Source organism: Actinomadura opuntiae, from assembly GCF_030283205.1.
GTDB lineage: Bacteria > Actinomycetota > Actinomycetes > Streptosporangiales > Streptosporangiaceae > Spirillospora.
In genome coordinates, this window is record NZ_JASNWF010000003.1 from 300,878 (window position 1) to 313,886 (window position 13,009).

At 70.1% G+C, this 13,009-nt stretch carries 9 protein-coding genes; 2 read left to right on the forward strand and 7 right to left on the reverse strand.

The window, feature by feature from the left end:
• Positions 1-61 precede the first annotated feature (61 nt).
• Positions 62-3,994 carry a trypsin-like peptidase domain-containing protein gene (locus QP089_RS07710; RefSeq protein ID WP_285910663.1) on the forward strand — a complete coding sequence of 1,311 codons (3,933 nt, stop codon included), beginning with the start codon at positions 62-64 and terminating at the stop codon, positions 3,992-3,994.
• 36 nt (positions 3,995-4,030) lie between these two features.
• Here QP089_RS07710 and QP089_RS07715 read toward each other — a convergent pair whose 3' ends face one another.
• The 6 genes from QP089_RS07715 to QP089_RS07740 form a co-directional block, all read right to left on the reverse strand.
• A complete protein-coding gene (locus tag QP089_RS07715; protein ID WP_285910664.1) occupies positions 4,031-4,405 on the reverse strand; it encodes a CU044_2847 family protein in 375 nt (124 codons plus the stop codon).
• Positions 4,406-4,679: 274 nt separating this feature from the next.
• Positions 4,680-6,824, reverse strand: a complete 2,145-nt coding sequence (locus tag QP089_RS07720) for an extracellular catalytic domain type 1 short-chain-length polyhydroxyalkanoate depolymerase (RefSeq protein ID WP_285910665.1) — start codon at positions 6,822-6,824, stop codon at positions 4,680-4,682.
• A gap of 340 nt (positions 6,825-7,164) precedes the next feature.
• Positions 7,165-8,550 carry an MFS transporter gene (locus QP089_RS07725; RefSeq protein WP_285910666.1) on the reverse strand — a complete coding sequence of 462 codons (1,386 nt, stop codon included), beginning with the start codon at positions 8,548-8,550 and terminating at the stop codon, positions 7,165-7,167.
• Between the two features lie 27 nt (positions 8,551-8,577).
• Positions 8,578-9,612 (reverse strand): sigma-70 family RNA polymerase sigma factor, encoded by a 1,035-nt coding sequence (locus QP089_RS07730; RefSeq protein ID WP_285910667.1) that lies wholly within the window; start codon positions 9,610-9,612, stop codon positions 8,578-8,580.
• Between the two features lie 75 nt (positions 9,613-9,687).
• Positions 9,688-10,434, reverse strand: a complete 747-nt coding sequence (locus tag QP089_RS07735; RefSeq protein ID WP_285910668.1) for an SDR family oxidoreductase — start codon at positions 10,432-10,434, stop codon at positions 9,688-9,690.
• Positions 10,435-10,649: 215 nt separating this feature from the next.
• Positions 10,650-11,519, reverse strand: coding sequence for a LysR family transcriptional regulator (locus QP089_RS07740; RefSeq protein ID WP_285910669.1), 870 nt, complete (start codon positions 11,517-11,519; stop codon positions 10,650-10,652).
• A gap of 95 nt (positions 11,520-11,614) precedes the next feature.
• Here QP089_RS07740 and QP089_RS07745 point away from each other — a divergent pair, with 95 nt between their 5' ends.
• On the forward strand, positions 11,615-12,007 hold the full coding sequence (locus tag QP089_RS07745; protein WP_285910671.1) for a tautomerase family protein: 393 nt from the start codon (positions 11,615-11,617) through the stop codon (positions 12,005-12,007).
• 90 nt (positions 12,008-12,097) lie between these two features.
• Here QP089_RS07745 and QP089_RS07750 read toward each other — a convergent pair whose 3' ends face one another.
• Positions 12,098-12,988 carry a LysR family transcriptional regulator gene (locus QP089_RS07750; RefSeq protein ID WP_285910672.1) on the reverse strand — a complete coding sequence of 297 codons (891 nt, stop codon included), beginning with the start codon at positions 12,986-12,988 and terminating at the stop codon, positions 12,098-12,100.
• Between the last annotated feature and the right edge of the window lie 21 nt (positions 12,989-13,009).

Genomic DNA, 13,009 nt, shown 5'->3' on the forward strand with positions numbered 1-13,009 from the left:
TCCGACCTCTGGCCGGAGGTGCATTTGTTCGAGGTTGTGCATGGCCCCTCATAACGAGAGCGTGTTCCCTCCGAGCAGCCCGTGGGCGGCCATGGTCTGTGCTGGTGCCGATGATGCCGACACGTGGCGGGGCACGGCGATACTGATCAGCGATACGCATCTGCTGACGTGCGACCATGTGGCCACCGGCGACGACCTCTGGGTCGAGTTCCCCCTGGCCGAGCACAATGACGAACGCCGCATCAAGGTGGTCCACGTCGAGCGCGCCCCCCGGTACGACCTCGCGCTGCTCACACTGGGGGAACCGGCGAGAGTGCCCGCCGCTCCCCTGCGGCACACCGCACCGGACGGTCTGCTGGACCGCGCCTGGTCGGCCTTCGGGTTCCCCATCGGGGAACCGCATGGCAACGACGCCCACGGCACCGTCGGAGGCAGCGTGCTCGGGCGCGGATTCGTCCGGCTCGACGCCCATCCCGGCTCTCGCAACGTGCTGAGGAAGGGGTTCAGCGGAAGCGGCGTCTGGTCTCCCGACTACCAGGCCGTCGTGGCGGTCGTCGTCCTCGAACACGAGGGGGACGGCAAGGCGATCACCATTCACCGGGCGGTCTCCTGCTTCCCGGACGCGGGCATCGACAGGATCGGTTCGTGGAGTCCGGCGGACGCCGACGGCTCGGCGCGGTCCGCCTGGAGCCTGCTGCCGGACCCGAACCGGGCGCTGCACTGGAACCCGCGGGCCCGGGGAGTGCTGATCGACAGCGAGCCCGGGCACCGGTTCCACGGCCGCCGCGCGGCGCTGACGCGGATCGTGGACTGGATGGACGGCGCGTCTCCCGACTACCGCGTGCTCGTGATCACGGGCGCGCCCGGGGCGGGGAAATCGGCCGTGCTCGGCCGGATCGTGACGACCGCGGACCCCGCGCTCCACCGGCGGCTGCCGCCCGACGACACCGCCGTCAGGGCCCGTCCCGGCTCGGTGCACTGCGCCGTCCACGCCAAGGGCAAGACCGCGCTCGAGGTGGCCGCCGAGATCGCCCGCGCGGCCTCGCTCCCGCTCCCCGCGCGGATCGGCGACCTGCCGCCGGCGTTGCGGGACGGACTCGGCACGCGGTCCGGTCCCTTCTGCGTCGTCATCGACGCCCTCGACGAGGCGAGCACGCCGGTCCAGGCTCGCGCGATCGCCACGGAGCTCGTGCTGCCGCTCGCGCAGACCTGCGCGGACGTGGGCGTCCGGATGATCGTCGGCACCCGGAAGCACGACGATGCCGGCGACCTGCTCCCGCTGTTCGGGCCCGCAGGGCTGGAGGTCGATCTCGACGACCCGCGCTTCTTCGCCGTCGACGACCTGACCGCCTATGCGCTGGCGACGCTGGAGCTGCGCGGCATGGAGCGTCCCGGAAACCCGTACGCCGACCGGCCGGTCGCCGCCGCGCTGGCGGCGCGGATCGCCGCATTGGCGGGCCGCAATTTCCTCGTCGCCGGACTCGTCGCCCGCAGTCACGGACTGTACGACCAGGTACCGGCCGATCCGGAGACGCTGACGTTCTCGGACCGGGTGAACAACGCCCTGCACGAATTCCTGCGCCGCGTCCCGCCCGTCGAGGGCGTCCCGGCCGCCGACATCCTCACCGCACTGGCCTTCGCGCAGGCGCCGGGCCTCCCGGTGCCGCTGTGGTGCGCGGCGGTACGCGTTCTCACCGGGACGGCGCTCAGCGAGCGGCAGCTGGAGCGGTTCGCGCGCTCATCTGCGGCCAACTTCCTCGTCCGGTCCGCCGACGACACGTTTCAGCTCTTCCACCAGTCGCTCAACGACACCCTTCTGGAGAACCGCGCCCGGGTCGCCGGCCGTGCGAACGACCATCGGGCCATGGCCGCAGCCTTCCAGGACCATGGTGCGAGCGTCGGCTGGGATAACGCCCCCGAGTACCTGCTGCGCTCACTGTCGGTGCACGCAGCCGCCGGAGGCGTCCTGGACACGCTCCTCGACGACGTCGACTATCTGCTCCACGCGGACCTGGAGCGTCTACTCGCGGTCGGGGACGCGGCGCGGAACCGGCGCGACCGGATCCAGTTGCTGCGCCTCACACCGCACGCCCTCGGAGCGGGCCCTGCCGAGCGCCTCTCCGCGTTCGGGCTGACCGAGTGCATGGAGCGGAGCCTCGGACATGACTTCTCCAGGGCCGCGCGATCTCGGCGGGCGCCGTACCGCGCGGCATGGGCCGTCTCCCGCGGCAGGACGGAACTCGGCGCCTACACCGAGCACACGGACCCGGTCCATGCCGTGTGCACGATCCGCGAGCCGGGCGACCGCACGCTTCTGGTCTCCGCCAGCGGGAGCATCCATGGCCGGGACGCCGCGCTGCGGATCTGGTCCCCCGCCACCTCAACGACTCAGCACACCGTCACCTTCACCACAGAGCGCGTCTCCGCGATCTGTGAGCTGCCCGGACCCGAGGGTCGATCGCTCCTGGCCATCTCCACCGCGGCCGGCTGGGCCGCCGACTCGGGCACGCTGCGGATCTGGGACCCGGACACCGCCACCACTGCTCGCACCATCGCCCTCGACCACGGTTTCGCCGAGATGTGCGCAGTCTCCAGGCCAGGGGAACGACCGGCCCTGGCGATGATCGCGAAGGGGCGCGTCTCCATCTGGTGCCCCGAGACCGGGACGACCGTCCGCTCGCTGGACCACGCCGAGTGGGCGACGGCTCTGTGCGCCTGGATGCTGCCCGATGGACGCGTCCGCCTGGCCACCGCGGAGCATCCGTCCGGCCCCATCCGGAACAGCACGGTGCGGATCTGGGATCCGGAGACGGGCACCGAAGTCCAGACCTTGCGGGATTCGCAGGGAGTCGCCTCGGTGTGCGGCTGGACGCGGCCGGATGGCCGTACCTTCCTCGCCACCGCCAACGCACGGGAGGAGGTGCGGATCTGGGACCTCGCCACCGGCGAGATCGTTCGCGTCGTCACCACCCCGAGCTGGCCGAAAACGATCACTGCGTTCACCGGTCCCGAGGGCGACACCCTGCTGGCCGTCGGCGGCAACGACCGGACGGTGCGGATCTGGAGCCCCGAGGTGACCGCTCGTGCCGACGCCGACCCCGGGAAGGTCGCGGCCGTCTGCGCTCTGGACGAGCCGGGCACGCCGCCCCTCCTCGTCACGGCGGACCGTTACGGCGCCGTGCGCATGTGGGATCTCGGCACCGGATCCCACATGCGCACGCTGGCCGATACCGGCGAGTGGACCAGCACGCCCGTCGCGTGCGCGCTTCCCCGAGCGGGGGCCGGCGCGCTGCTGGCCACGGCGGACAACGGCCATTCGGTGACCGTCTGGGAGCCCGCCGCGGCGACCCCGATCCGTCGGCTCGGCCACCCCGCTCGCATACGCCGTGCCTGGGCCGCGCCGTGGCCCGGCGGCCGGACAATGCTGATCACGGACGCCGAGGACCGCGTGGTGCGGATCTGGGACCCGGATACGGGCACGGTGCTCCATTCGCTGGCGAGCGAACCGCACTCCGTGCTCGCGGCCTGCGCGGTGCCCGCACCCGGTCGTCCTTTGATCGCCGTCTCCTGTACCGACGGCTCGGTACTGCTGTGGGACACCGTGGAACGAGCGGTCACCAGGGCGTTCACCGATCGCGCGTACGTGTTCACGATGTGCCCGGTGCCGTTGCGCGACGGGCGCGTCCTGCTGGCCACGACCGGCAACGACCACGTCCTGCGGGTCAGGGACCCGCACCGGCCGGACGAACCGATCGTCACCATGGAACACACCGACCTGGTGAACGCGCTCTGCACCGTCCCGGGTCCGGATGGCGACCCCTTCCTCGTCACCGGCGGGCAGAACAACACGGTCCAGATCTGGGATCTCAGCGGTCGCAAGCTGATGGCCATTCCCGTGCTGCGCGAAGTGCTCGCGATCGCCGCGATCCCTTCGGGTCTGGCCATCGGCATGGACCACGGCGTCCTGGTGGTCGATCTGTCCATGGACGCATGACAGACGACGAGGTGCGCGCTCCGGCAGTGGTACTGCTCAGGACGCGCCAGTGTCCTGCGCCTCGTCCTCCGGGGGCTCTTCGGCGGGAGCCTCGTCGACCGGCGCGACCGGCGCGGGCGCCCCGGGACGCCAGACGAGCTTGATCTCGAAGTTGGCGTCCGTGGCGGCCTGGGCGACCATCCAGTTCGTCTTGCCGGTGACCTTGACGCCGAACTTCACCTCGACCTCGTCGGGCGCGGCCTCCTTCAGTTGCTCCAGGACGACGCGAGCCGCCCCCACCACGGGCTCGACCGCGTCCCGTACATGTCCCGCGACCTCACTGACGCCCGCCGGCCGGAACCCTGCCTGTGGGACGGTCTCGAACTCCACCTGCGTCCCGTCGTCCAGCTGGTACCGCACCACCTCGGCCATCCGCCCCTCCTAGCGTCTCGGCGCACACCACGTCCCACAGACGCTGCCACGTCCACGACGGTTCAGCCCATCTGCTGCTTCGACGAGCTCCCGGCCGACCGCGCTTGCGCTCGGCTCGCCTGATCACCCTGAACCAACGCCGCCGGTTCCGGAACGCGAGATCACCGCTTGCTCGACCCGAGCCGCGGTCCACACGACTGCGCGTGGACGCCAAGCAGGCCCGCGGCCGCTTGGGGCGGCCGCGGGCGCGGTACGGGTCACCGTGAGCTGTGGATCAGCTCGCGTTGCAGGTGACGGTGGGCCAGGTCGTGTTGCCGTTCTTCATAATGGTCACGCCCCAGTTGTTGCCATTGGCGTTGGGTTTGGCGGTCATAACGTATCCGCTGCTGTCCCAGCTGGCGCTGATGTTCCAGGTGGCGCTGATCCTCTCCGGGTACGGCACGGTCATCACGACCGTCCAGTTGTTCGATCCGGTGACGCTGACGTTGAGGTTGTAGCGGTCGGACCAGGACTGGCCCGCGGACATGGTCGCGGTGCAACCGCCGTTACCGCCGCCGGTGCCGCCGTTGAGGGCGTCGAGGACCGCGGTGTAAGCGGGCTTCTTATTGCCGTTGCCGTCGAACAGCAGCGGGGTGTCGCCGGACCGCCAGGAGTCGCTGTCCCGCACGCCCCAGACGGTGATGCCGACGCAGCGCGACACGGCCAGGCATGCCTTGGTGACGTTGGCGTAGTCCGTGGGCGAGGCACCGGCGATGTCCAGCTCGGTGATCGCGACGTCCACCCCGAGGGCGGCGAAGTTCTGCAGCGTGGTCTGGAAGTTGCCGGGCACCGGGTTGCCGCTGTTGAAGTGGCCCTGGAAGCCGACGCAGTCGATCGGCACGCCGCGTGACTTGAAGTCCTTGACCATCGCGTAGACGCCCTGCGTCTTGGCGGCGCTCCAGTTCTCGATGTTGTAGTCGTTGTAGCAGAGCTTGGCGTTCGGGTCGGCGGAGCGCGCGGTCCGGAACGCCACCTCGATCCAGTCGTTGCCGGTGGCCTGGAGGTTGGACTGGCGCCGGCCGCCGCTGCCGTCGTCGGCGAAGGCCTCGTTCACCACGTCCCAGTAGGCGAGCTTGCCCTTGTAGTGGGCCATCACGCCGTTGATGTGGTTGATCATCGCCTGGCGCAGCGCGCCGCCGCTGAGGCTCTGCACCCAGCCGGGCTGCTGGGAGTGCCACGCGAGCGTGTGGCCGCGCACCTGCTTGCCGTTCTGCGTGGCCCAGTCGTAGACCCGGTCGCCCGCGCTGAAGGTGAACTGCCCCTGGTTCGGCTCGGTGGCGTCCCACTTCATCTCGTTCTCGGGCGTGACCATGTTGAACTCGCGGTTCGCGATCGTGGTGTACGCCGAGTCGCCGAGCTTGCCGGAGCTGATCGCGGTACCGAAGTACCGGCCGGTGGCGGCGGCCGCGGCGCCCAGGGTGGTGGCGGCCTGCGTGCCGCCACCGCTCGTGCTGTTGAGGCCGAGGAAGTCGATGGCGCGTTGGATCATGCCGCTCTGCGGCAGGCTGTGCCCGGCGCCGGAGACGCTGATCCCCTCGACCGGTGCCTGCGTCGTGTCGGTGCCGTAGCGGGTCCGGGTCCAGCCGGACTGCGGGCTGTCGCTGCGGACGGGTGTCTGGCCGACGCCCCGCAGGTTCGTCCACTGCTTGATCTCTTCGCCGAAGTTGTTGTAGTTCAGCGTCGTGTCGGCGGTGCCGTGCCACAGCTGCATGCGCGGGTAGGAGCCGCTGTACCCGGGATACATCGCTCGCGCCGCGTCGCCCCACTGCTGCGGCGTCTTACCGACCTGGCCGTTCGCGCACTGGCCGTTCCAGGTGCTGGTGCTGCTGCCGGTCGCGAAGCAGGTGGCGGGCACCCCCATGAACGCCGATCCGGCCTTGAAGACGTCGGGGTATTCGGCGGCCATGACATTGGTCATCATCGCCCCGGACGAGACGCCGCTGGCGAAGACGCGGTTCGGATCGACGTTGTAGTGGGACTTGGCGTAGTCGACCATCGACACGATGCCGACCGGGTCGCTGCCGCCGCCGCGGGTGAGTGCCTGCGGGGAGTAGACGTCGAAGCAGTTGCCGCTGCGAGTCGCCTCGGGGAAGACGATGATGTAGCCGTACTGGTCGGCGGCGGTGACGTAGTCGTGGAAGTAGCCGTCGTAGAGCGCGGACGCGCTCCCCTGGCAGTAGTGCATGGCGACCAGCAGCGCCGGATGCGAGGCGACGTTGTTCGGCACGTAGACGTACATGTTGAGGTTGCTGGGGTTGTCGCCGAAGTTCGTCACCTGCGTCAGCGAGGCCGCGGCGGCCGGCCGCGCGCCCAGCAGGACGGTCCCGGCGAGCAGCGGGAGCATCGCCAGGGCCACCAGGGCTCTGAGGAATCGGTTCATCAGGAGCAGTCCTTCCTCTGGCGGGCCCGGTCCGGCCGTGCGGAGGAAGCGACGCAAGGGCGTTCCGGCTCCGCCCTCGCCCACGTATTGACGCGCACCGCCGCCACCGAACCGGGGTGATCCTGGCGCGATACTCTTCGAAAACTTGCGATAGAACAACAGGTCTTCCAGCGCTTTTCATGGTTTCTTACGGCTCTACTTGTGACAGTTGATGCGGACTAGCTGCACAGCAATGCAAGAAATCTTTCGAAACTTTTCGAAATTTGATCTCTATGCACGCATCGAACTGTCGTCCGTTTCGGGGTCGTGGCGTCGCGGCCCGGTTGGCGGCTGATCGCTGTCACGGTTGCCGATGCTCGCCGCGTCTGCGCAGACCGAGCCCGATGAGCGCGGCACTGGCGAGGGTGAAGGCCGCGTTCGCCGTCAGTGCGAGGTGGATGCCGCCCAGCTCGGACGTCCGGGCGGAGGCTATGGCGCTCAGGATGGGGATGCCGATGGTGATGGCGACGTTCTGGGTCATGGTGGTGAGGCCGGTGGCCAGGCCCTGCTCGCCGTCCAGCAGGCCGGACGTGCCGGTGACGGTGTAGGCCACGATGGACGTCACATGCCCGAAGAAGCTGAGGACCAGCATCGGGACCAGGACGGCCAGCCACACGCGGTCGGGGCCGACGACGATGAGCGGGACCGCGGCGAGGCCCTGCATGGTCAGGGCCGCCGGCAGCACCGTGCGGTAACCGTGGCGGCCGATGAGGCGGCCGGCGACCGGGCCCGCCAGTACGGCCGCCAGGCCCGGGACGCCGAAGACCAGGCCGGTGACGAGCGGGCCGAACCCCAGGACGTTCTGCAGGTACAGCGTCATCATGAAGATCATGGAGGTCTCCATGCTGAACAGCACGAGCCCGGCGTAGTTGCCCCATTTGACGTTCGGGCGCCTGAGGATGCGGACGGGGGCGAGCGGAGCCGGTGCACGCAGCTCGATCAGCCAGAACGCGGCCAGCAGCACGACGCCGACGGCTCCCGCGATCATGTTCCTCTCGATGACCGCGTAGACGGCGGCCAGCAGGCCGCCGGTCGCGGTGACGGCGCCGGGAACGTCCAGCCTGACCCGGTCGGGCCTGCGGCTCTCGCTGATCAACGAGGGTGTGAGGACGAGGATGGCAACGGCGACGGGCACGTTGATGAAGAACGCCGAGCGCCAGCTCAGGAGCCCGACCAGGGTGCCGCCGACGAGCGCGCCAATGGTGAAGCCGCCGGACAGCAGCGCCCCGTTCAAGCCGAGGGCGCGGTCGCGTGTCGCGCCTTCCTCGAACGTGGTGGTGAGCAGGGACATCGCGGCCGGAACCGACAGGGCGGTCGACAGTCCCTGGAGCGCCCGGCCGGTCAGCAGCATCTCGGGACCGGTCGCCAGGCCGCCGAGCAGGGAGGCGGCCGCCAGCAGGACCATGCCCGCGAGGAACAGCCGGCGGCGCCCGAACAGGTCGGCCAGCCGTCCGCCTAGGAGGGTGAAGCCCGCGGCGGGCAGTGCGTAGGCGGAGGCGATCCAGGGCAGGGCGGTCAAGTTCAGTCCGACGCCGTCGCCGACCGTCGGTAGCGCGACGTTCAGGATGGAGAAATCGGCGGACAGCATGAAACCGGCGCCGAGCAGGACCAGCAGGATCAAGCGCTGCCGGCCGGTGAACCGGGTTGGTGCAGCCGTGATCGGCGATGAGGTCGTTTCGGTCGTCAAGGGACGGTTCCCTTCTCGAGGACCGTGTCATGGCATGCGGTCGCGTCGGCAGGCGTCGCTCTCTGGTGCGTCCAGCGTCAGCGCCCATGGCTCCAGGAAAGTGTCGATCTGGTCGATCAGCTCGCCGTGCAGGGTGAGCACTGTGGTGTGGTGAATTCGAAAGCCGCCGGCCGCGGGGTCCCAGAGATCGGCCCGGGCGGCGAGTTGGCCGCTCGCACGGGTAGGGGTCAGCCGCCATCTCAGGCCGCCGCCCAGCGGCCTTGTTCGGAGGAAGGCCGCGACCGCGTCGCGGCCGCGGTACCACGTCGGGGTCGGAGGCATCGCGATCGTCGCGCCGTCGGTCAGCATGGCCACGATCGCGCCGACGTCGTTCCGCTCCCAAGCCCGGACGTATCGGTCGACGATCTCTCGCAGGCGTGCGTCACCAAGCGAGCTGAGCGTCGCCTGCTGGCTGGGTTCGGAGAGACGGCGATCGACGGCCCTGTGGGCGCGCTGCAATGCGCTGTACACCGACGCCGGGGTCGTCCGGAGCGCCGTTGCGACCTCGGCGCCGGAGAAGCCGAGCACATCGCGGAGGATGAGCACCGCCCGCTGGCGGGCCGGCAGATGTTGGAGCGCCGCGATGAACGCGAGTTCGACGCTCTCGCGCTGCTCGTAGCGGGCCTCGGGACCGGCAGGGCGGTCGGCGAGAGCGAGCCGCTCGTCCGGATACGGCTCGATCCAGGTCGAGTCGGTCAGCGGCTCACCGAGCGGCCGGTGGGGATCAGCCGGCGGACCGTAGTCGATCGGCAGGACGCGTCCCGGTCGGCGCTCGATCGTCCGCAGGCAGACGTTCGTCGCGATCGTGTACAGCCACGAACGCAACGAGCTCCGGCCCTCGAACGACGGCAGGCTCCGCCACGCACGCACCAACGCCTCCTGCACGGCGTCCTCGGCATCGTGGACCGAGCCGAGCATCCGGTAACAGTGGGCGTGGAGCGGACCGCGATACGGTTCGACCAGCTCGGCGTAGGCCCGCTCGTCGCCGGCGACGGCGGCCTTGAGCGGATTCGGCTCGGTCATCCCATCCTCTTCCCAGGGCGGCGCTTGGGCTGCCACGGCGCGATCCCGCCGCCCTCACCGGTGGCCAGCACGCGCCTACGCCGGGACCGCGACCATCGCCGCCATCTGCCGTTCCACGTCCTTCGGCGAAGAGTGGAACTGCTTGCCGAAGGCCGCGGCGAACGGGTCCGGGAAGATGTCCTCATCGCCCGCCTCGACGCCGTCGAGGATCGCCTTCGCGACGTCCTCGGCCGAGGCCTTCTCGAACTGGGGCGGGAGGTCCTTGGTCATCTCGGTGTCGACCGGCCCCGAGTAGACGCCGTGCACCGCCACTGCCCGGGCCGCCAGCAGCGCGCGGGCGGCCTGGGTCAGCGAATGCTGCGCGGCCTTGGACACGCTGTAGGTCGGCTGGAGCGGCACGTTGGTGAGTCCGGCCGCCGAGACCACGTTGACGATGGCGCCGCCGCGCCGCGCCAGCGTGTCCGTGAAGGCCCGCACCATCCGCAGGGTCCCGAAGTAGTTGACCTCCATCTCGCGCCGGGCCACCTCGACGATCGCCTCGTCGGCCAGGTCCGTCGGCTCGAACGCGCCCGCGTTGTTGACCAGCAGATCGACGTCTGCGGCCAGGCTGGCGGCCTCGGCGACCTGCTCGGCGTCCGTGACGTCCAACCGCACCGGGACCAGGCGGGAGCCGTGGCGTCCGCGCAGCGCCTCCAGCGTCTTCGGGTCGCGCGCCGCCGCGTAGACCTTGGCGGAGCCGCGCTCCAGCAGCGCTTCGGTGATCGCCTGGCCGATACCCCGATTGGCGCCGGTCACCAGTGCCACCGATCCTTCGATTCGCATGTCCGCTCCTCTGATTCGCTTCTACGAATAGAGATCCGGAGACGGACCCGAATCGGGCGGGCGAGGTGCCTTCAATGTGTGTGACGAGCGTCACATGGCGCGGCGTCAGTCCGCGCCTCGATGAGCTGCGGCGTCTTCGGCATCCCCTCGGCGTCCCGGTCCGGCGGCGTGGCATTGGGCAGGACCTGATCCCCGCCTCGTCGCGGCGGTGGCGGTCAGTGTCGCGCTGTGGCGCGCAGGGCGGAGGTGAAGGTGCGCAGCGCCCTGCGGGCGGCCGGCTCGGACGTGCGTGATTGCAGGACGACGCTGCGGGCGGGCAGCGGGGGGAGGCCGAGTGGTTCGCCTATGTCCATGGTGCCGGGTGGGGCCACGCGCGGGCTGAGCGCCGCCACGGCCAGGCCTGCTGCCGCGGCCGCACCGATGGTTGCCATACCGCCGCCCACGAACACCTCTTGCCAGGCGATGCCCGCTTGGTCCAGCGCGGCCACCGCCATCTGGTGCACATGGCATGACTCGGCCTGCAGGGCGAGGCGCAGAGGCTCTCCGGAGCGGTGTTCGAAGTCGGGTGAGGCCATCCAGCCGAAGGACTCCTCCATCAGGACTTCGCCGTCGGTGCGGCGGCCCTCGTGGCGCAGCACGATGGCCGCGTCCAGCGCACCGCTGTCGAACAGGTCGAGGAGCTCCCATGAGCTGCCGATGCTCACCTCCAGCGTCAGGTCTGGCTCTGCGCGCCCGATCTGGCGCAGGAGGTGGGGCAGTTCGGCGCCGACGACGTGGTGGCTCATGCCGATCGACAGGCGTTGCCGCTGGACGCCGAACGAGCCCAGCGCGCCCGCATGGGCGTCCAGCAGTTCGCGAGCGGGCCCGAGGAAGGCGGCGCCGTCTTGCGACAGGCGGACCAGGCGGGGCGTGCGGTCCAGCAAGCGGCGGCCCAAGGCGCCCTCCAGCCGCTTGATCTTCAGGCTCACGGCGGACTGCGTGGAGTCCATCGCCTCGGCCGCGCGCGTGAAGCTCTTCATCTCGGCGGTCAGCACGAAGGCCTGCACGGCGTCCAGGGCGAGCATCTTCATCGTCACACCGATCATTGAAATATTTAATGACTGAAATATCTTAAGATGACTTTTTTGAATGATCAAGTGATGGCTACGCTGCGAACCGTCCCGAGGAACGGAGTCAGACCATGCCCTTGGTCCAAGTGTCGTTGCGGCGAGGCAAGTCCGCCGAGTACCACCAGGCCCTCTTCGAGGGCGTCTACCGCGCCATGCGCGAGACCTTCGACGTGCCGGAGGACGACCGCTTCATGACGATCACCGAGCACGACAGCAGCACCTTCAGCGTCAGCCCCACCTACTACGGCGTCGAACGGAGCGACGAGGCGGTCATCATCCGGATCACCGCCAACAACACGCGCGACCTCGCCCAGAAACAGGCGCTCTACCGGCGCATCGTCGAGTTCTTGCAGGCCGACCCCGGCGTGCGCCCCGAAGACGTGTTCATCAATCTCGTGGAAGTACTGCCGGAGAACTGGTCATTCGGCCATGGCATCGCGCAGTACGCGGTGCAGCAGGGCTGAGGGGAACGGTTCGCTCCGCGCCTTCTGTGTTCCGGCGACGTGTGACGTCGCGCGCTCGCACCGCGCGGACACTCCAGAGCCGATCCATGATCATCCGATTTGAAGGGAACCGACCGCCGCGCAGGCGTCGAGCAGCAGCCGCAGCGTCGGGGTCGGGGGCCCGCCGCGCACGGCGAGGTGAGTGGTGACGGCCGGGCCGTCGAGCGGCCGGACCGCCACCCGCCGCTGCGGAAGGTGTTCGGCCGCCGCCGCGTAGAGCACGGTCCAGGAGGCCGCGGCCGTGCCGATCTCGGCCATGCTGTCCTGGAGGTTGGTGAACGGCGGCCCCGGCGCCGGGGTGAAACCGGCCGCGCGGCACGCCGCCGTGATCAGGTCGCACAAGGGCTGGTTGTCCGCGCGCGCGGCGAGCCGCAGGGGCAGTTCCGCCAGATCTTCGAGGCGCACGAGCGGAGCCGCCGCCAATGGATGGGACGCGGGCAGTACGGCGACGAGCCCCTCGGACCACACTGGCAGCAGTTCCAGGCCGGGTGCGCTGTCCAGCACCCGGACGAACGCCGCGTCGTACTCGCCCGAGCGCACGGCTTCGAGCCGGGCCGGCAGGGTGGCCGAGACGAGCTTCACCCGCAGCCGGGGCGCCGACCCGGCCAGATGCTGCAGGACGAGGTCGATCCGGTCTCCGAGCCCCTGGCTGGTGCCGAGCCGCAGCACACCGTCGAGCCCGCCCGCGATCCCGCTCGCCACCTCCCGGATCCGCGCCTCGGCCGCCAGCAGGGCGCGGGCCTCCGGCAGCAGCCGTTCACCCGGCCCGGTCAACCGGACGGTGCGCCGCGACCGGTCGAACAGCGGCACGCCGAGTTCCCGTTCCAGTCGCGCGACCTGCTGGCTCACCGCCGGCTGGACGATCCGCAGGCGGTCGGCGGCCCGCGCGAATCCGCCCTCGTCCACCACCGCCACGAAACAGCGCAGCTGCCTGATCTCCACGTCCGCTCCCATAACGACCGG